The 18,771-nt window shown below is 61.6% G+C and carries 16 protein-coding genes; 5 read left to right on the top strand and 11 right to left on the bottom strand.

The annotated features are described in order from the left end of the window. Window positions 1–173: 173 nt before the first annotated feature. From groL to ACQZ2L_RS23905, 5 genes are all read right to left on the bottom strand, one after another. Window positions 174–1,817, bottom strand: coding sequence for a chaperonin GroEL (gene groL / locus ACQZ2L_RS23925; protein ID WP_430328133.1), 1,644 nt, complete (start codon window positions 1,815–1,817; stop codon window positions 174–176). Window positions 1,818–1,865: 48 nt separating this feature from the next. Then, window positions 1,866–2,159: a co-chaperone GroES gene (locus ACQZ2L_RS23920; RefSeq protein WP_053280666.1), complete on the bottom strand. Its 294-nt coding sequence runs from the start codon at window positions 2,157–2,159 to the stop codon at window positions 1,866–1,868. Between the two features lie 263 nt (window positions 2,160–2,422). Then, window positions 2,423–2,884, bottom strand: a complete 462-nt coding sequence (locus tag ACQZ2L_RS23915; RefSeq protein ID WP_430328132.1) for an FxsA family protein — start codon at window positions 2,882–2,884, stop codon at window positions 2,423–2,425. Window positions 2,885–2,949: 65 nt separating this feature from the next. Continuing rightward, the gene (locus tag ACQZ2L_RS23910; RefSeq protein ID WP_430328131.1) at window positions 2,950–3,693 is read right to left on the bottom strand and encodes a HugZ family protein; all 744 of its coding nucleotides are present in this window, start codon (window positions 3,691–3,693) and stop codon (window positions 2,950–2,952) included. Window positions 3,694–3,782: 89 nt separating this feature from the next. Further along, a complete protein-coding gene (locus ACQZ2L_RS23905; RefSeq protein ID WP_150570625.1) occupies window positions 3,783–4,790 on the bottom strand; it encodes a DUF481 domain-containing protein in 1,008 nt (335 codons plus the stop codon). 153 nt (window positions 4,791–4,943) lie between these two features. On the opposite strand from ACQZ2L_RS23905, the gene ACQZ2L_RS23900 reads away from it, so the two are divergent. Together ACQZ2L_RS23900 and ACQZ2L_RS23895 are read left to right on the top strand one after the other, a co-directional pair. Then, window positions 4,944–5,297, top strand: coding sequence for an MGMT family protein (locus ACQZ2L_RS23900; protein ID WP_430328130.1), 354 nt, complete (start codon window positions 4,944–4,946; stop codon window positions 5,295–5,297). Window positions 5,298–5,340: 43 nt separating this feature from the next. Further along, entirely contained in the window at window positions 5,341–6,888 is a 1,548-nt protein-coding gene (locus ACQZ2L_RS23895; RefSeq protein ID WP_430328129.1) for an AmpG family muropeptide MFS transporter, read from the top strand. 47 nt (window positions 6,889–6,935) lie between these two features. On the opposite strand, the gene ACQZ2L_RS23890 is transcribed toward ACQZ2L_RS23895, so the two are convergent. The 3 genes from ACQZ2L_RS23890 to ACQZ2L_RS23880 form a co-directional block, all read right to left on the bottom strand. Continuing rightward, a complete protein-coding gene (locus ACQZ2L_RS23890) occupies window positions 6,936–8,180 on the bottom strand; it encodes an MFS transporter (protein ID WP_430328128.1) in 1,245 nt (414 codons plus the stop codon). 182 nt (window positions 8,181–8,362) lie between these two features. Then, window positions 8,363–9,205: a mechanosensitive ion channel family protein gene (locus ACQZ2L_RS23885; RefSeq protein WP_430328127.1), complete on the bottom strand. Its 843-nt coding sequence runs from the start codon at window positions 9,203–9,205 to the stop codon at window positions 8,363–8,365. A 109-nt stretch (window positions 9,206–9,314) separates the two neighbouring features. Next, a complete protein-coding gene (locus tag ACQZ2L_RS23880; RefSeq protein WP_314876573.1) occupies window positions 9,315–9,800 on the bottom strand; it encodes a YajQ family cyclic di-GMP-binding protein in 486 nt (161 codons plus the stop codon). A 103-nt stretch (window positions 9,801–9,903) separates the two neighbouring features. On the opposite strand from ACQZ2L_RS23880, the gene ACQZ2L_RS23875 reads away from it, so the two are divergent. From ACQZ2L_RS23875 to ACQZ2L_RS23865, 3 genes are read left to right on the top strand one after another with little or no spacing between them, the layout of a single operon-like run. Beyond that, entirely contained in the window at window positions 9,904–10,821 is a 918-nt protein-coding gene (locus ACQZ2L_RS23875; RefSeq protein ID WP_430328126.1) for a putative 2-dehydropantoate 2-reductase, read from the top strand. A gap of 39 nt (window positions 10,822–10,860) precedes the next feature. Continuing rightward, window positions 10,861–12,891 (top strand): ATP-binding protein, encoded by a 2,031-nt coding sequence (locus ACQZ2L_RS23870; protein WP_430328125.1) that lies wholly within the window; start codon window positions 10,861–10,863, stop codon window positions 12,889–12,891. Between the two features lies 1 nt (window position 12,892). Beyond that, window positions 12,893–13,459 (top strand): cob(I)yrinic acid a,c-diamide adenosyltransferase, encoded by a 567-nt coding sequence (locus tag ACQZ2L_RS23865; protein WP_430328124.1) that lies wholly within the window; start codon window positions 12,893–12,895, stop codon window positions 13,457–13,459. Between the two features lie 50 nt (window positions 13,460–13,509). On the opposite strand, the gene ACQZ2L_RS23860 is transcribed toward ACQZ2L_RS23865, so the two are convergent. The 3 genes from ACQZ2L_RS23860 to secA all read right to left on the bottom strand — a co-directional run bounded on the left by ACQZ2L_RS23860 (window position 13,510) and on the right by secA (window position 18,621). Next, window positions 13,510–14,454: a Nudix family hydrolase gene (locus ACQZ2L_RS23860; RefSeq protein WP_430328123.1), complete on the bottom strand. Its 945-nt coding sequence runs from the start codon at window positions 14,452–14,454 to the stop codon at window positions 13,510–13,512. A 65-nt stretch (window positions 14,455–14,519) separates the two neighbouring features. Then, complete coding sequence (gene argJ, locus ACQZ2L_RS23855; RefSeq protein ID WP_101321981.1) at window positions 14,520–15,737, bottom strand: bifunctional glutamate N-acetyltransferase/amino-acid acetyltransferase ArgJ; 1,218 nt, start codon at window positions 15,735–15,737, stop codon at window positions 14,520–14,522. Between the two features lie 148 nt (window positions 15,738–15,885). Continuing rightward, window positions 15,886–18,621: a preprotein translocase subunit SecA gene (gene secA, locus ACQZ2L_RS23850; protein ID WP_430328122.1), complete on the bottom strand. Its 2,736-nt coding sequence runs from the start codon at window positions 18,619–18,621 to the stop codon at window positions 15,886–15,888. Between the last annotated feature and the right edge of the window lie 150 nt (window positions 18,622–18,771).

The following is an 18,771-nucleotide window of genomic DNA, read 5'->3' as shown; positions in this document are numbered from 1 at the left end:
AGCGCGTAGCGTTCCCGGCGATCTTGTGGTGTTGCATATATCCTGGGGCCGCTACGCGACCCTTTCGCGACACAAGGCCGCTCCTACAGGAGTGATGAGTTCATCCTGGTGATGCCCATAAAAAAGCCCCGCACTAGGCGGGGCTCTTCGGTACAGCAGGCGCTAAGGCTGGCTTACATCATGCCGCCCATGCCACCCATGCCGCCCATGTCTGGCATACCGCCGCCAGCTGACTTGTCTTCCGGAGCATCAGCAATCATCGCTTCGGTAGTGATCATCAGACCACCGATCGAAGCAGCGGCTTGCAGTGCCGAACGGGTGACTTTGGCTGGGTCGAGGATACCCATTTCGATCATGTCGCCGTATTCACCGGAAGCAGCGTTGTAGCCGTAGTTGCCCGAACCCTGCTTGACCTTATCGGCCACGACGCTTGGCTCGTCACCGGCGTTGGCAACGATCTGACGCAGTGGCGATTCAACCGCACGACGCAGCAGAGCGATACCGACGTTCTGGTCTTCGTTGTCGCCTTTGAGGTCGATGATAGCGCTCAGAGCACGGACCAGGGCAACACCACCGCCAGGCACCACGCCTTCTTCAACGGCTGCACGGGTAGCGTGCAGGGCGTCTTCAACGCGGGCTTTCTTCTCTTTCATTTCAACTTCGGTGCCAGCACCGACCTTGATCACGGCAACACCGCCAGCCAGTTTGGCCAGACGCTCTTGCAGTTTCTCACGGTCGTAGTCGGACGAGGTTTCTTCGATTTGAGCGCGGATTTGCTTAACGCGAGCCTGGATGTCGTCTTCAACACCAGCGCCATCGATGATGGTGGTGTTTTCTTTCGACAGGATGACGCGCTTGGCGTTACCCAGGTTTTCCAGGGTAGCCGATTCCAGCGACAGGCCGATCTCTTCGGATATGACGGTACCGCCAGTCAGGACAGCGATGTCCTGCAGCATGGCCTTGCGGCGGTCGCCGAAGCCTGGTGCCTTGACCGCTGCAACCTTGACGATGCCGCGCATGTTGTTGACTACCAGAGTAGCCAGGGCTTCGCCTTCAACGTCTTCGGCAACGATCAGCAGTGGACGGCCGGCCTTGGCAACGGCTTCCAGAACTGGCAGCAGCTCACGGATGTTGGAGATCTTCTTGTCAACCAGCAGCAGCAGTGGGCCGTCGAGCTCGGCGACCATGGTGTCTGGCTTGTTGACGAAGTACGGCGACAGGTAGCCACGGTCGAACTGCATGCCTTCGACAACCGACAGTTCGTTTTCCAGGCCCGAGCCTTCTTCAACGGTGATGACGCCTTCTTTACCGACTTTTTCCATGGCTTCGGCGATGATTTCACCGATGGAGCTGTCGGAGTTGGCGGAGATGGTACCGACCTGAGCGATTGCCTTGGAATCGGAGCAAGGCTTGGACAGGTTTTTCAGTTCGGCAACGACGGCGATGGTGGCCTTGTCGATGCCGCGCTTCAGGTCCATTGGGTTCATGCCGGCAGCGACGGCTTTCAGGCCTTCGTTGACGATGGCTTGAGCCAGAACGGTCGCAGTGGTGGTGCCGTCACCGGCAGCGTCGTTGGCCTTGGAAGCAACTTCCTTGACCAGTTGAGCGCCCATGTTTTCGAAAGCGTCTTTCAGTTCGATTTCTTTGGCAACCGATACACCGTCTTTGGTGATGGTTGGCGCGCCGAAGCTCTTGGCCAAGACAACGTTACGGCCTTTCGGGCCGAGGGTGGCTTTGACAGCGTCAGCCAGAACGTTGACACCAACGAGCATTTTCTTGCGGGCGGAATCGCCGAATTTTACGTCTTTAGCAGCCATGATCGTTTAATCCTTGAAATTCTTTGGAGTAACGGGAAGTCGGAAAAATCAGCCTTCGACGACGGCGAGAATCTCGTTCTCAGCCATCACCAGCAGATCTTCGCCATCGACTTTCACGGTGTTGCTGCCCGAGTACGGGCCGAAGACCACTTTGTCACCCACTTTCACGGCCAGCGCGCGAACTTCGCCGTTGTCCAGGATGCGACCGGTACCGACGGCAACGATTTCACCGCGGTTTGGTTTTTCAGCGGCCGAACCTGGCAGAACGATACCGCCAGCGGTTTTCGATTCTTCTTCGCTGCGGCGGATTACGACGCGGTCATGCAGAGGACGAAGCTTCATTGTCGATCTCTCCCAATTAGTGGTTTTCATCGGCCGGTGTCGAGACCGGCGGGTTGATGCATTCCGGCGTTGCCGGTAGGGGCCCGCATTCGGCGAACCCCTTTGTCTTGTCTGGCGTTGCCACCAGAAACCTTGCGGTGACCACATAGATGAGGCCGAGCGAAACAATTACAAGGGCTTACCGGTGAAATTTTTTTCAACAGCTGCCCGCGCAAATGCAAACGGCCCCTTCCGGGGCCGCTTTGCTCACAAACCGCACAGGGTTACTGATCGCGACGCTGGTACTCGCCTTCGATCACGTTTGGCCGGTGGCCACCTTCGGGCGGCCGTGCTGCGAAGGGATCATCCTGGAATGCCCGCTGCCGCATTGCCTGCGCCTCGGCGCGCTGACGCAGCTTGCGCGCGGCAAAATGGCGGGTGAACGGCATCAGGCAGATCAGGCCGAGCACATCACTGATGAAGCCTGGAATCAGCAACAGTACGCCGGCCACTGCCAGCATCAAGCCCTGGAACATGTCCTCAGCAGGCAGCTCGCCTCGCTGCAGACTCTCACGGGCACGCAGTGCGGTGGCGATACCGGCCACCCGCATCACCAGCAAGCCCAACGCGGAGCCGCCGATGATCAGCAGCAACGCCGGAAAGAAACCGATCGCGGCGCTGACTTTGACGAACACGAACAGTTCGAGCACCGGAAACAGCAGCAACAACAATAAAAAAGCACGCATCAAGGGTTCCTCGACGGAAGACAACCTTCCACTAGGACAACACATGGATGCGCAAGGTCGCTATTTCAACCCTGCGTTTCATCCACAGCCGGCCATTTGTCGGCGCGGGCCAGCAATACCAGGGCTTCGCGCACTTGTGTCGGCGTATTGCAAGTCTTCGGGAATGGCAGCCAATAAACAGCCTGACCAATGCGCAGGTGCAGGCCTTCGCTGTCGATACCTGCCAATTCAGCGGCAGGCGTATCCGGCAGATCGCTCAGGGCGACATAGTGAGCGATGGCCGCTGCGTGGTCGCTGTTCATGTGTTCGACCATGCTGGCCTCAGCGGCGCCGGCAAACGGGTTGGCCAGTGTCACCTGATCGAGCCAGTGGATCGCACCAAAGCCGCCAATGTAGCGATGGCGCACCGGTCGCAGGCACCAGAAGTCGAAATCGTGTGCCTTGTGGTAGTTGGCGGCGTCCGGGAAGTAACGGTAGTAGCGAGCCGCTGCTGCCTCGATGGCACCCTCGTCGGTCAGCTTGTGCGCCTCGGCCATCACCGTCAGCCGGCCGACTGCCTGCACATCGAGGGCCTCGCGCTCGCCCACCAGCAACGAGCACTTGGGATCTTTCTGCAGATTGTGGGTGTGCTGGGCGATGCGGCTGATCAGGATCAGCGGCTGACCCTCGGCATCCAGGCAATACGGCACAACCGAGCCGAACGGGAAGCCGGGCATCGACTTGGAATGGGTCGAGAGGACGCCGCGGTATTCCTTGAGCAGAAGTTCGCGGGCGGGGCGAAGGGCGGTGTTGGTTACGACGTTACTCACAACAGAAGCTCCTGGCGGCAGGCGGGTCAGCTGACAAGATAAGCATTTATCAGCCGTGACCGCCACGCCAGAAGTGCAACAGCGCAGTTTTACCAGGCGACGCCAAAGCCTGCTGTGTAGCGGGTCTTGTCCAGGTCACTGTTGCTGGTGCCCTGGATCATTTCCTTCTCGGCCTTGAGGTTGAGCGAGGCCCACTCGGTGACCTTGTAGCGCAGGCCGACTTCGGCATCCAGGGAGTAATCGGCAACCCCACCCAGCGGTTTGCCCAGCTCACCATTGGTGAACAGCTGGACGTTCTTGCCGATCAGGTAGCGGGTGTAATCCCACTTCATGGCAGCCGAGTAGAAATTGTCCTTGCCGCCATCGCGGTACTGATAGTCGGTGCGGTTGAGCAGCGAGCCAAGCGAGAACGCCCCCAGCTCGTCGTCCCAGAACTGGTAGCCCGGGCCGGTACCGACCGTGCGCTGGCGGGCCAGGTCTTCAATATGATCACGCTTGTACTCGAGACGACCCTGCCAGAACCACTTGTCGGTGATGAAGCGGTCAAGCGCGTATTCACCACTCCAGTTGTTGGTGGTGGTGACGTCGTCCTTGCTCTCGCGGTTGTATTCGCCCTGAGCGTTGTGCCGCCAGCGGCCATGACGCGCAGAGGTCTTGAAGCCAACATCGTAATCGTCGGTGTCGTTTTCGGCGCGCTTGAAGTCCATGGCCAGGTCGACGTTGCCTTTCCAGACCAGATCCTCGACCACCGGCCGCGGCTTCATGATCTGCTCGATGCTGGCCAGTTCGACGGTTTTCGGCGCCTCGCCATTGGCCAGGGTCACCTTGCCCGGCTCGGCCGCCTGCAGCGACTTGGCCTTTTCGCCGGTATAGGCATCCTGTTTGACCAGCAGCTCCTGATCGCTTTCGAGGGTTTGTACCTGTTTCCAGTCCAGCGCGATGGAGCCACCATAGGGCGTTTCCAGCAGCAGCTTGCCGCCATCGAAGACTTTGATCTTGCCACTGAGCTTGTCACCGTTCTTCATCCAGACGGTGTCGGCGAACGCTGGGGTACACAGGGAAGCGGCGAGAAGGCAGAGCAAGGTTCTAGAATACATAAGCTGACTACGGGCTCGGTTTGCGGAAAAAAGCCGGGCATTATCCAGATACGCGCGACCAGAGCAAGGACAGACCAAACCGATGCCAATGAGTTCAACTCTCATTTATAAGCCACTTCGCCGGCAATCTCGCCGATCGCCGGGCTACGCCTGATGTCTGGCGCTGCACGCCTTTCGGCAGAGGATGCCGAAGCCCGACGAACGGCACTCTATACCGCCCTCGGCCAAGTGCCCGTGGGTAAGGTCGTCAGTTATGGCCAGTTGGCGGATTTGGCTGGTCTTGGCCGGGCTGCACGCTGGGTCGGGCGCACGCTGGGCCAACTGCCGCAGGGCAGCCGTCTGCCCTGGCACCGGGTGATCGGCGCGAGTGGCCGGTTGAGCCTGCAGCCGGGCACACCTTCAGGCGACGAACAACGCGCTCGACTACGCGCCGAAGGCGTCAATGTAGCCAATAATCGTGTGGATATGTTGCGCCATGGCTGGCGCCCGATGGAGCACAGCGGTTAGAGTGCGCGCTTTGTTTTCGTAACCTTGAGGCAGATGTTGGCCCATGCCCCGTAAAACCTGGCGCGCTGCGCTCGCTGCCTATGCCAGCCCGTCAACTCTGGTGCTGTTGCTGCTGGGCTTCGCTGCCGGCCTGCCCTACATGCTGGTGTTTTCAACCCTTTCAGTGTGGCTGCGCGAGGCCGGTGTGGCCCGCGAGACGATCGGCTATGCCAGCCTGATCGGGCTGGCCTATGCCTTCAAGTGGGTCTGGTCGCCACTGCTCGACCAATGGCGCCTGCCGCTGCTCGGCGGGCTGGGCCGACGCCGTTCATGGCTGCTGTTGTCGCAAATATTGGTGGTCGTCGGACTGGTCGGCATGGGCCTGTGCGACCCACAAAAACACCTGTCCTGGCTGATCGCCCTTGCCGTGCTGGTGGCCTTCGCCTCGGCGACCCAGGACATCGCCGTCGACGCCTATCGCCTGGAAATCGCCGATGACCAGCGCCAGGCTGCGCTAGCCGCCAGCTACATGGCCGGCTACCGGGTTGCAGCCCTGCTGGCCACGGCCGGCGCGCTGTTCTTCGCTGAATGGTTCGGCTCCACTGGCTTCAGTTATCTGCACCAGGCCTGGACCGGCACCTATGTGCTGTTCGGCGTGATCATGCTGCCGGCCGTATTCACCACACTGATCATGCGTGAACCGCCAGTGCCACTGCGCACTCAGCTGTCGGCTGCTCGCTATGGCTTGAGCCATCAGCTGGCATCGGTGTTCGTGCTGATCATTCTGCTGGTGTCGGTACCGGCCAGCTTCACCCAGTTGTACAACACCGACTGGGCCAGTGTGGTGTTTGGCGACTCAACCGTGGTGCAACTGGTGCTGGAAGACCGCGCCTTCATGCGCCTGGTCCTCTATGCGCTGTTGACCTGGGCCTGCCTGTCATCGCTCGGCCGTCGCGGCCTGGCGCCGGTGCTGACACCGGTAAACGACTTCATTGCCCGCTATCGCTGGCAGGCGTTACTGCTGCTTGGGCTGATCGCTACTTATCGCATGTCCGACACGGTCATGGGCGTGATGGCCAACGTGTTCTACATCGACATGGGCTTCACCAAGGACCAGATCGCCAGCGTCAGCAAGATCTTTGGCCTGATCATGACCCTGCTTGGCGCCGGCGCCGGCGGTTTGCTGATCGTGCGTTTCGGCATCATGCCGATCCTGTTCATCGGCGGCGTGGCCTCGGCCAGCACCAACATCCTGTTCCTGATGCTGGCCGACATGGGGCCGAACGTGGAGATGCTGGTGGTCACCATCTCGCTGGACAACTTCAGCTCAGGGATGGCCACTTCGGCGTTCGTTGCCTACCTGTCGAGCCTGACCAACCTGAAGTTCTCGGCTACCCAATACGCCCTGCTGAGCTCGATCATGCTGCTGTTGCCGCGGCTGATCGGTGGGTATTCGGGGGTGATGGTGGAGAAGTTCGGCTACCACGACTTCTTCCTGATCACCGCGCTGCTGGGCGTGCCAACGTTGATCCTGATTCTCCTGCAGTGGCGCCAGGAGACTCGACGCGGCAAGCTGGAGCCGGTGCCCGGCCCGACCCCAGACCAGCCTTAGTCGAACGTTGCGCCGCTGTCGCCTGTACAGGCACAGCGGCGCTCGTTTCACTGCGCGACGGTCGCGCCAGCGCCCTTGCCACCCACCACAAACCACAGCGGCACCAGCGCCAGCGCTCCGGCTATACCGGCGAGGACGGCGAAGTGCAGCAAGCTGGCGCCCGCGCCAATCATCGCCAGCAGCGCGCCACCCAGCCCCAATACGGCAATGGTGATCATGCCGAGCATGGCTGAGACCAGGCCCTTGCTCTGCTCGCTGGCGAACAAGGTCATGCGGTACAGCACGGCATTGGCTACGCCCAACCCCAGCGCATACAGGGTCATGCCCGCAACCACGCTGGTAACCGACGGCCACAGCCAGGTAGCCAGCATCATCAAGCCCAACCCCGCCAGATACGGCCACAGTGCGCCGCGCACCAGCGCAGCCAATGGGTAGCGCTCAGCAATACTGTTGATGATCAGGTTGCCCGCGATCAAGCCACCGAATACCGGCAGTTGCCACAAGGCGTAAGCCATCTTGCTCAGGCCCTCGTCGTGAATCAGCAGTACCGGCGACAGGCCAATCCAGCCGATCAGCGGCAAGCCGACCAGGCCCAGCGCAGCGCTGCCGGCGACGAAGCGGCGATTGCTCAGCAACTGACCATAGCCCGATAGCAGCGGCAGCAGGTGAATCGGCGTGAATGGTAGGCGGGTACCGTCGCGGCGCTCGACGCCGAGGGTTTCCGGCATGAAGCGGTATAGCAGTCCCAGTGTCAGCAGGGCACCCACGGCAAAAGCCACGAACAACCAGCGCCAATCCAGCCACTGCAGCATCAACGTGCCTACCAGCGGCCCGAGCAAGGGCGAGAGCAAGGCGATATTGGCCAGCAAGGCCATCATGCGTACGGCATCGGCCTCGCTGAAGGCCTCGTTCAATGCCGGGTAGCTGACGGTGACGACAAAGCCCAAGCCGATCCCTTGCAACAGGCGCAGCAGGTTGAACAGGCCGATGTCATGCACCCAGAAAGTCGCCAGGCACGCCACACCAAAGATCACGCAGCCACCGATCAGCAGTGGCCTCCGGCCGTAGCGATCGGCCAAAGGGCCGATCAACCATTGCAGGACCACCCCGCCCAGCAGGTACAGGTTCAACGCGTGCGGGATGTATTCCGCGCTGGCGTTCATCTCGCCGACCACATCCGGCATCGCCGGCATGACCGCATCGCTGGCCAGATAGGTGAGCAGCTCGAACAGGGCCAGAGTCAGGCCAAACAGCAAGGCGCGGGCCGGGGTGATAAACAGCAGTGGTTTCATGGCAGACATCAATGGGTACGAAAGGGGTCAGGTTATATGCCAGAAATGGCACGTCCTGGCTGTGAACAAGTGTAATCAGGGACAAAACAAAACGCGGGCTTGCCCGCGAGTGCCCAGCGCCAGCAACATCGTTGCGGCGGTACACCCGCGGAACAAGCCCGCGCATTTACAGCGAACGCGGTTTACTGTGCGGCAGTCTCCTGCACCACGCGGATCACCCGTTGCGGGAACGGGATATCGATCCCTTCTGCCTTGAGCCGGTCGCGAGTGCGCTCGTTGAGCATGAACATCACGTCCCAGTAGTCGGCCGTTTTCGTCCACAGGCGCAGGGACACCGTGATCGAGCTGTCGCCCAGGGTCGAGATCACCGCCTGCGGCGCCGGGTCCGGCAGCACGCGTGGGTCGTTGGCCAGCTCCAGCAGCACGTTGCGCGCCTTCTGCAGGTCAGCTTCGTAATCAACGCCCACATCGAACACCACCTTGCGCGTCGGCTGACGGTTGGTGTTGGTGATGATGCCGTTGGACAAGCTGCCGTTGGGCATGATCACGGTCTTGTTGTCACCGGTGCGCAGCACGGTGTGGAAGATCTGGATGCTGTCGACAGTACCGCTGACGCCTTGCGCCTCGATCCAGTCGCCGATGCGGAACGGGCGGAACAGCAGGATCAGCACCCCACCGGCGAAGTTGGCCAGGCTGCCCTGCAACGCCAGGCCAATGGCCAGGCCGGCAGCACCGATGGCCGCGACGAACGAGGTCGTTTCGATACCGATCATCGAAGCAACGCTGACCAGCAGCAATATCTTCAGGATGATATTGGCCAGGGTGCTGATGAAGCCCTGCAAGGCCAGGTCGGCATTGCGCAGCCCTACCAGCTTGCCCAGGCGGGCACTGAGCTTGTTGGTAATCCACCAGCCGATCGCCAGGGTCAGCAGCGCCAGCAGCAGGCGGCTGCTGTATTGCATGATCAAGGGCAGCCAGGTTTGCGATTGGCGAACCAGTTGATCGACCTCATTGGTCAAATCCATAACTTTCTCCTGATGCCAAACGGCATGTACACAGTGAAGCAGGCCGCAGACAGGCCGCAGCGAGGATCCCCATGGACCTCAGTGTGGCAATGGGGTTCCTGCGCCCAGGTCAATCGCGGAAGTTGTTGAACTGCAGCGGCATGTCGAATTCCTTGGCGCGCAGTGCGGCGATCGCTTCTTGCAGGTCGTCACGCTTCTTGCCGGTGACGCGTACCTGCTCGCCCTGGATGGCGGCCTGGACCTTGAGCTTGGCGTCTTTGATGTGGGCGACGATCTTCTTCGCCAACTCCTTGTCGATGCCTTCGCGGAAGGTCGCTTCCTGTTTCATTTCCTTGCCCGAGGCGTAGGCGTCCTTGACCTCGAGGCACTTCACTTCGATCTTGCGCTTGACCAGTGCGCCACGCAGGATCTCGACCATCGCCTCGAGCTGGAACTCGGCCTCGGCGGTCATCAGCACGGTCTGGTCCTTTTCCTTGAATTCGAAGCTACCCTTACCTTTGAGGTCGTAGCGGCGGTCCAGCTCCTTGATGGCGTTGTCGACTGCGTTCTGCACTTCGTGCTTGTCCAGTTCCGATACCACGTCGAACGAAGGCATGGTTGTTCTCCAATATGAAAGCGCCGCGCTCAGCGTGAAGATGGAGCGCGCAGGGTTTGATGGTTAAAATGCGGAACACATTATAACGGGTTGCGAAACGTAGATGAGCAGCACCTGGCATATTCTCGGCGCCGGCAGCCTGGGCAGCCTCTGGGCCTGCCGGCTGGCCCGTGCGGGCAAGGCGGTCCGTTTGATCTTGCGCGACCCGCAGCGCCTGGCGGCGTACCAGGCCGTTGGCGGCCTGACCTTGATCGAGCAAGGGCACAGCAGCTTTTTTGCCATCCCCGCCGAGGCCGACGAAGCGCACGCGCCGATTCATCGCCTGCTGGTGGCCTGTAAAGCCTACGACGCCGCCCCTGCCCTTGCTCGGCTGGCCCCGCGCCTGGCTGCGGGCGCCGAGCTGATTCTGTTGCAGAACGGCCTTGGCAGCCAGGACGAGGTAGCCGATCAAGTGCCCCATGCTCGCTGTATCTTTGCCTCCAGTACCGAAGGCGCGTTTCGTCCGGCGGACTGGCAGGTGCAATTTGCCGGGCACGGCTTTAACTGGCTGGGCGACCCGCTCAACCCCGCCCCGCCCGAGTGGTTCAGTGACCTCGAGGAGGCCGGCATCCCGGCCCAGTGGACGGTGGATATTCTCAGCCGGCTGTGGCGCAAGCTGGCCCTGAACTGCGCGATCAACCCGCTGACCGTACTGCACGACTGCCAGAACGGTGGCCTGCTCGAGCACTTGAGTGAGGTGGATGCGCTGTGCGCCGAGCTGGCGCAACTGCTGCACTGCTGCGGCCAACCGCAAGCGGCCGAGGGCCTGAACGAAGAAGTGCAGCGGGTGATTCTGGCGACCGCAGCCAATTATTCTTCCATGTATCAAGACGTGCGCCATGGCCGCCGCACCGAGCTGCACTACCTGCTCGGCTACGCCTGCCGCGCTGCCCACCGCCATGGCCTGGCCCTGGTGAAGCTGGAACACCTGCGTCAGCGATTGGTCGATAACCTGCAGGCACGCGGCCTGCCCAGTGACTGATCGCTGCCCTTTGACCCGGATACGGACACTGCCTTGCCCATGAAACTGCGCCAACGCCTGGATAACCTCCCGGTCGGGCAGAAACTGCTTGCGGCCCTGCTGGTATTGCTGATCACCATCCTGCTGGTGGCCAACCTGGCCTTTATCAGCGCGGCCTACTGGATCACCCAGGAAAGCATGGCGCCACAGGCGCTGCAAACCATCGGCAGGCTGGTCGCCAACCCGCAGCTGTCGGCCCGCGCCGGTGATTCCAGCGACAACGCCAACGCCTTGCTCAAGGAACTCGACAGCTACACCCCATTGCGCGCCGCAGCGGTCTACGGCAGCGACGGGCGCATGCTCGCGCAACTGCAACACGGCGAACCGCTAGCCCTGCCCAAGCGCTATCGCAACATAGACGGTTGGCGCCTGATGGAGTTTCGCAGCACCCAACTGATTCGCCTGCCGCGTCCGGGCAACCCGCCGGCGTTTCTTCTGCTGGTGGCCAGCAGCGAGCTGCCGACTGCGTTCTACACCGGCACGCTGACCGCCAGCTTGGCGATTCTGGTGTTCAGCATCCTGCTCTGGCTGGTGATCGCCCGGCAGATCAAACGCCTGATCACCCAGCCGATCAATCAGCTGGAAGAGCTCAGCCGCCAGGTCACCCGTGAAGAGAGCTATGCCCTGCGTGCGCAGCGCGGCAACGACGATGAAATCGGCAGCCTGGCCAACGCCTTCAATACCATGCTGTCGCGCATCGAGGCCCGCGAGCAACAGCTCAAGCGCACCCGCGACGAATTCCAGACTGCCTACGACCAGGCCCAGGGCCTGGCTGAAGAAACCCGCAATACCAACCGCAAGCTGGAGCTGGAAGTTCAGGTCCGCAGCAAGATCGAAAAGAAGCTCACGGGTTTCCAGAATTACCTCAACAGCATCATCGACTCGATGCCATCGGCGTTGATAGCACTCGATGAGCAGTTGTACGTGACCCAATGGAACCAGGAAGCCAGCGCCCTCTCGGGCACGCGCCTGGATGAGGCGCTGAACCAGCCGATCTTCATCGCCTTCGAACCGCTCAAGCCATTTTTGCCGCAGCTCAAGGACACCGTCGAAAAGCACCGGGTGACCAAGATCGAGCGGGTCACCTGGCCCAAAGGTGACGACGCCCGCCATTATGCGCTGACTTTCTACCCACTGACCGGTGGTGGCGGGCGCGGCGTGGTGATCCGGATCGATGACATCACCCAGCGCCTGTCGCTGGAAGAGATGATGGTGCAGTCAGAGAAGATGCTCTCGGTGGGCGGCCTCGCCGCCGGCATGGCCCACGAGATCAACAACCCACTCGGGGCGATCCTGCACAACGTACAGAACATCCGCCGGCGCTTGTCGCCCGACCTGCCGCGCAACCAGGAGCAGGCCGCCGAGCTCGGCCTGGACCTGCCCGAGATCAACCGCTACCTGCACAGCCGCGAGGTGCCGCAGTTGCTCGACGGCATCCAGCAAGCGGGCGCCCGTGCGGCCAAGATCGTCACCCATATGCTCAGCTTCAGCCGCCTCAGCAATCGCCAACTGGCCCCCTGCAGCCTGCCCGCGCTAATCGACCAGGCGGTGGAAATTGCCGGCAACGACTTCGACCTGGCGATTGGTTTCGACTTCAAGGGCCAGGCCATCGTCCGCCAGTTCGACCCACAGCTGGGGCCGGTGCCATGCACCGCCAACGAGCTTGAACAAGTACTGCTCAACCTGTTGAAAAACGCTGCTCAAGCGATCCATTTGCGCCCGCATCCGAGCGAGCCCGGGCGCATCATCCTGCGCACCCGGCTCAATCCGCCGTGGGCAGAAATCCAGGTCGAGGACAACGGCATCGGCATGCCCGAAGCCGTGCGCAAGCGTACCTTCGAGCCGTTCTTCACCACCAAGGAGATCGGCCAGGGCACAGGCTTGGGCCTGTCGGTTTCGTACTTCATCATCACCAACAACCACAAGGGGCAGATGGAGGTGCAGTCCTCGCCCGGCCAGGGCACCTGCTTCACCCTGCGCCTGCCCCTCGGCTCGCCCGTGCCTGCGGCACCGGCCCCAACGGAGACATGACATGGGCTTTCGCCTGTCGAAAATCTACACCCGCACCGGCGACAAAGGCGAAACCGGCCTCGGCGACGGCCGCCGGGTGCCCAAGGACCACCCACGGATCGAAGCGATCGGCGAGGTCGACACCCTCAACAGCCAGCTAGGTGTACTTCTGGCGGGCTTGAGTGACGCCGGGCTGGCTGAGTTGAGCGAGGTCCTTGCACCTTGCCAGCACCGCTTGTTCGACCTCGGAGGCGAGCTGGCGATGCCCAGTTATCAGGCGCTGAGCCTGGCGGAAGTCGAGCGCCTGGAAGCGGCCATCGACCGCTGGAACGAGGAGCTGGGGCCGCTGGAAAATTTCATCCTGCCCAGCGGCTCGGCGTTGGTCGCGCAAGCCCATGTGTGCCGCAGCCAGGCACGCACCGCGGAGCGCCGCTGCCAGGCGCTGAATGCGCTGGAGCCACTGGAAGGGGTTGGTTTGGCGTATATCAATCGGGTGTCGGATTTGCTGTTTGTTGCAGCGCGTATCATTGGCCGCCGACAGGGGGTTGCTGAAGTGTTGTGGCAGGCGGCGAAAAAGCCTGAGGTTTGATCCTGCTACCCAGCCGCTGATTTGGGGCCGCTCTGCGGCCCCGTCCATACTTATAGCTCAGGCCAGAACGCGCGGATACCCGCCACACCCTGCGCACCTGCCTGCCAGGCCCGCTCACGGTCGGCAGCACTGACGCCGCCCAGCAAAAACACCGGAAAGCTGACGCTATCAATCAACGCCGCAGCCTGCTCCCAACCCAGTGGCTGTGCATCGGGGTGGGTCTGAGTCGCCTGCACTGGCGACAGGGTGACGAAGTCGACCCCCATCTGCGCCGCCAGGGCCAACTCTTCAGCATTGTGGCAAGACGCTGCCAACCAACGGTGCTCCGGGAACGGTCGGCCCTTGGCCGCGTACTTGCGCAGTTGCGCGGCGGTCAGGTGCCAGCCGGCCGAGGGGAAGTCGCCCAGCCATTCCAACGGACCTTTGAGCATCAGTTGCGCTTTGCCCGCACACAGTCCAGCCGCATCTACCGCAACGTCACGGTATTTGGGGTCGTACATGTCCGGCGCGCGCAGCTGGACCAGCTTGATGCCATTGGCCACAGCCTTCTGGATACCGCGCAACATCGGCGGCACTTGGAGGCCGTCAGGGGTGAACAGGTACTGATCCGGCAAGCGTGCAGCGGCGACGATGGGCTTGTTCGCCGCAGAGAACTCGTACTGGTGCAAGTCACGCGGCGCGACCCACTCCAGCGGCTGACCTTCGGCGCCATGCGGCTCGCCGCTGAATGCGTCAACCTCACGCACGTCGAGCAGGATCTGCTTGTCCGGGTAGTCATGGCTGATCTTGATCAGCGGCCGTGAACGGCTGACCTCGATGCCGAGTTCTTCGCGCAGCTCACGGGCCAGCGCTGCTTCGACGCTTTCGCCGGCCTCGACCTTGCCCCCGGGAAACTCCCACAGGCCGCCCTGATGCTGGCTATCGGCGCGACGAGCGATGAGGATCCGCCCATCGCCACCGCGGATAACTGCCGCTACTACATGAATCCGCTGCACCTTGTACCCTCCGTTGCTGCGTCAGGCGCCCCGGCCAGTGGCCGGACCAGGGCGCAGGCCAATGATCAGGTCCGGTATTCGGCGTTGATCTTGACGTATTCGTGGGACAGGTCGGTGGTCCAGATGGTCTCGCTGCACTGGCCGCGACCCAGTTCGATACGGATGGTGATCTCTTCTTCGGCCATCACCTTGGAGCCTTGCTCTTCGGTGTAGCTTGGGCTGCGCCCGCCTTTGCTGGCGATGCACACGTCACCGAGGAAAACATCGATCAGGCTGACGTCCAGCTCAGGCACGCCGGCACGGCCGACGGCAGCGAGGATACGGCCCCAGTTCGGATCAGAGGCGAACAGCGCGGTCTTGATCAGTGGCGAATGCGCTACGGCATAACCGACGTCGAGGCATTCCTGATGATTGCCGCCACCGTTGACCTGCACAGTGACGAACTTGGTCGCGCCTTCGCCATCACGCACGATCGCCTGGGCGACTTCCATGCAAACTTCGAACACGGCCTGCTTCAAGGCGTCGAACAGCTCGCCCTTGGCTTCGGTCACTTCAGCGACCTTGGCCTGGCCGGTAGCAATCAGCATGCAGCAGTCGTTGGTCGAGGTGTCGCCATCGATGGTGATGCGGTTGAACGACTTGTTGGCGCCGTCGAGGATCAGGTCCTTGAGCACCGCCGGAGCGACCTTGGCGTCGGTAGCGATGTAGCCAAGCATGGTCGCCATGTTCGGGCGAATCATGCCGGCGCCTTTGCTGATGCCGGTGACGGTGATGGTCTGGCCATCGAACTGGAACTGACGGCTGGCACCCTTGGGCAGGGTGTCGGTGGTCATGATGCCGGTAGCGGCTTCGGCCCAGTGGTTTTCCGACAGATTGTCCAGTGCCGCCTGCAGCGCGGCTTCGATCTTCTCGACCGGCAGCGGCTCACCGATCACACCGGTGGAGAACGGCAGCACCGCCTGAGCGTCGACGCCGGTCAGCTCAGCGAGCTTGGCACAGGTGCGCTCGGCAGCGGCCAGGCCTGGTGCGCCGGTGCCGGCGTTGGCATTGCCGGTATTGGTCAGCAGGTAACGCACGGTGCCCTGAACGCGCTGCTTGGCGAGGATCACCGGCGCCGCGCAGAACGCGTTGAGGGTGAACACGCCAGCCACGCTGGAGCCTTCGGCGCAGCGCATTACCACGACGTCCTTGCGCCCAGGACGCTTGATGCCCGCCGAAGCGATGCCAAGTTCAAAACCGGGAACCGGGTGCAGGGTAGGCAAAGGACCAAGACCAACAGCCATTAGAGCGCTCCTAGGATAAAAACAGATAGGTTCCATGAAACAAAGCCGCCCCAACTGACACCTTTACGGTGCCTGTAGGAGCGGCCTTGTGTCGCGATGGGCTGCACAGCAGCCCCAAAATCTCAAGCCAGCAACAAGAAGCCTCGGATCACTCAATGGTGCCGTGACAATGCTTGAACTTCTTGCCCGAACCACACCAGCACGGCTCGTTACGGCCCAGCTTCTGGTCATTACGAACCGGCGCAGCGGCAACGGCGACTTCAACGCCCTCTTCGCTCAGCTGCTCGCTTTCCAGGCCTGGCGCCGGAGCATGCTCGAACTGCATGCGCTGGGCCAGTTCTTCGGCGTCGCGACGCAGACGGGCCTCTTCTTCGATCGGGTCTTCGCGGCGAACCTGTACGTGTGACAAGACACGGATGGCATCGCGCTTGATCGAATCGAGCAGTTCCTGGAACAGCGTGAACGACTCGCGCTTGTACTCCTGCTTCGGGTTCTTCTGCGCATAACCACGCAGGTGAATACCGTGACGCAGATGGTCCATGGTCGACAGGTGGTCTTTCCACAGGTCGTCCAGCACGCGCAGCAGGATCTGCTTCTCGAAGGTGCGCAGAGCCTCTTCGCCGGCCTGATCTTCCTTCTCGGTGTAGGCGCTGGTGATTTCGCTCAGGAGCTTCTCACGCAGGGTCTCTTCGTACAGATGATCGTCTTCATCCAGCCATTGCTGGATCGGCAGCTTGATCGCGAAGTCGCTGGCCAGCGCCGCTTCGAGTCCGGCCACATCCCACTGCTCAGGCAGCGATTGCGGCGGAATGTGCTGGCTGATGGTGGTGTCGAGGACTTCCTTGCGGAACTCTTCGATGGTGCCGCCCAGGTCCTGCGCAGCCAGCAGGCTGTTGCGCATGTGGTAGATCACCTTGCGCTGTTCGTTGGCCACGTCATCGTATTCGAGCAGTTGCTTACGAATATCGAAGTTGCGCCCTTCGACCTTGCGCTGAGCTTTTTCGATGGCGTTGGTGACCATGCGGTGTTCGATGGCTTCACCGGACTGCATGCCCAGGGCCTTCATGAAGTTCTTCACCCGGTCAGAGGCGAAGATGCGCATCAGGCTGTCTTCCAGCGACAGGTAGAAGCGGCTCGAACCCGGGTCACCCTGACGACCGGAACGGCCACGCAGCTGGTTGTCGATACGGCGCGACTCGTGGCGCTCGGAGGCGATCACGTGCAGGCCACCGGCCTCGATCACTTGCTGATGGCGCTTCTGCCAGTCAGCCTTGATGTGCGCGATCTGCTCGGCGGTGGGGTTTTCGAGTGCCGCGACTTCCGACTCCCAGTTGCCGCCCAGGAGGATATCGGTACCACGGCCGGCCATGTTGGTGGCGATGGTCAAGGCACCTGGCGCACCGGCCTGGGCAATGATCTCGGCTTCTTTTTCGTGGTACTTGGCGTTGAGCACCTTGTGCTCGATGCCTTCCTTGTTGAGCAAGGCCGACATGTGCTCGGAGGTCTCGATGGTCGCCGTACCGACCAGCACCGGACGCCCGCTGGACATGCTTTCCTTGATGTCGGCAATGATCGCCAGGTACTTCTCTTCGGCGGTCAGGTACACCAGGTCGTTGAAGTCTTTACGCGCCAACGGCTTGTTCGGCGGGATGACCATCACGTTGAGGTTGTAGATCTGGGCGAATTCGAACGCTTCGGTGTCTGCGGTACCGGTCATGCCGGACAGCTTGTTGTAGAGACGGAAGTAGTTCTGGAAGGTGGTCGAAGCCAGGGTCTGGCTTTCGGCCTGGATGTTCAGGTTTTCTTTGGCTTCGATAGCCTGGTGCAGGCCTTCGGAAAGACGACGACCCGGCATGGTCCGACCGGTGTGCTCGTCGATCAGCAGCACCTGACCGTCCTGGACGATGTACTCGACGTTGCGGTGGAACAGCTTGTGCGCGCGCAGGCCGGCATAGACGTGGGTCAACAGGCCCAGGTTGTGCGCGGAATAGAGGCTCTCGCCTTCAGCCAGCAAGCCGGCCTGGGTGAGCATCTCTTCGATGTACTGGTGGCCGGCTTCGTTGAGCTCGACCTGACGGCTCTTCTCGTCGATCGAGAAGTGACCTTCCTGGGTGACCTGGCCTTCGACTTCTTCGATGTGCTGGGTCAGCTGCGGGATCAGGCGGTTGATTTCGATGTACAGCTTGGAGCTGTCTTCGGCCTGGCCGGAGATGATCAGCGGGGTCCGCGCTTCGTCGATCAGGATCGAGTCGACTTCGTCGATCACGGCGAAGTTCAGCTCACGCTGGAACTTCTCGTCGACACTGAAGGCCATGTTGTCGCGCAGGTAATCGAAACCGAATTCGTTGTTGGTGCCGTAGGTGATATCGGCAGCATAGGCGGCGCGCTTGTCTTCCGGCGGCTGGAAGGCCGAGACGATGCCAACCGACAGGCCGAGGAATTCATACAGCGGGCGCATCCAGTTGGCGTCGCGGCGGGCCAGATAGTCGTTGACCGTGACCACGTGCACGCCCTTGCCGGACAATGCGTTGAGGTACACCGCCAAGGTACCGACCAAGGTCTTGCCTTCACCGGTACGCATCTCTGCGATCATGCCTTCATGCAAGGTCATGCCGCCGATCAGCTGGACGTCGAAGTGGCGCATACCCATCACACGCTTGCCGGCCTCGCGGGCTACAGCAAAGGCTTCCGGCAGCAGTTGGTCGAGGGTTTCGCCTTTGGCCAGACGCTCTTTGAACTCGGCGGTCTTGCCGCGCAGTTGCTCATCGGAGAGGGCCAACATTTTCTCTTCGAAGGCATTGACGGTGTTCACCGTCTTGAGCAGGCGTTTGATCTCGCGCTCGTTCTTGCTTCCAAAAAGTTTCTTTAACAAAGGCGCAAACATATCGGCAGGATCTTCCACACTTAGGGATGGAGGGCGGCCCCATGAGTCGCCCGAGCAGCCCTTGGGCCGCATGCGAACGAGCATTCTACCCGGAAACGATGGTGAGGAAAGTGGTGGATTGCCACGATGCTGGCACAGCGCTAGGGTGGG

It is taken from the genome of Pseudomonas shirazensis, from assembly GCF_050496565.1.
Lineage (GTDB): Bacteria > Pseudomonadota > Gammaproteobacteria > Pseudomonadales > Pseudomonadaceae > Aquipseudomonas > Aquipseudomonas shirazensis_A.
The sequence above is the reverse complement of the archived record's forward strand: the minus strand, read 5'-3'. Positions and strand labels throughout refer to the sequence as shown.

Coding starts and splice junctions, on each gene's coding strand:
- secA (WP_430328122.1), bottom strand. CDS start 18,621: ATGTTTGCGCCTTTGTTAAAGAAACTTTTTGGAAGCAAGAACGAGCGC.
- argJ (WP_101321981.1), bottom strand. CDS start 15,737: ATGGCTGTTGGTCTTGGTCCTTTGCCTACCCTGCACCCGGTTCCCGGT.
- ACQZ2L_RS23865 (WP_430328124.1), top strand. CDS start 12,893: ATGGGCTTTCGCCTGTCGAAAATCTACACCCGCACCGGCGACAAAGGC.
- ACQZ2L_RS23880 (WP_314876573.1), bottom strand. CDS start 9,800: ATGCCTTCGTTCGACGTGGTATCGGAACTGGACAAGCACGAAGTGCAG.
- ACQZ2L_RS23920 (WP_053280666.1), bottom strand. CDS start 2,159: ATGAAGCTTCGTCCTCTGCATGACCGCGTCGTAATCCGCCGCAGCGAA.
- ACQZ2L_RS23900 (WP_430328130.1), top strand. CDS start 4,944: ATGTCTGGCGCTGCACGCCTTTCGGCAGAGGATGCCGAAGCCCGACGA.
- groL (WP_430328133.1), bottom strand. CDS start 1,817: ATGGCTGCTAAAGACGTAAAATTCGGCGATTCCGCCCGCAAGAAAATG.
- ACQZ2L_RS23870 (WP_430328125.1), top strand. CDS start 10,861: ATGAAACTGCGCCAACGCCTGGATAACCTCCCGGTCGGGCAGAAACTG.
- ACQZ2L_RS23915 (WP_430328132.1), bottom strand. CDS start 2,884: ATGCGTGCTTTTTTATTGTTGTTGCTGCTGTTTCCGGTGCTCGAACTG.
- ACQZ2L_RS23890 (WP_430328128.1), bottom strand. CDS start 8,180: ATGAAACCACTGCTGTTTATCACCCCGGCCCGCGCCTTGCTGTTTGGC.
- ACQZ2L_RS23885 (WP_430328127.1), bottom strand. CDS start 9,205: ATGGATTTGACCAATGAGGTCGATCAACTGGTTCGCCAATCGCAAACC.
- ACQZ2L_RS23875 (WP_430328126.1), top strand. CDS start 9,904: ATGAGCAGCACCTGGCATATTCTCGGCGCCGGCAGCCTGGGCAGCCTC.
- ACQZ2L_RS23895 (WP_430328129.1), top strand. CDS start 5,341: ATGCCCCGTAAAACCTGGCGCGCTGCGCTCGCTGCCTATGCCAGCCCG.
- ACQZ2L_RS23905 (WP_150570625.1), bottom strand. CDS start 4,790: ATGTATTCTAGAACCTTGCTCTGCCTTCTCGCCGCTTCCCTGTGTACC.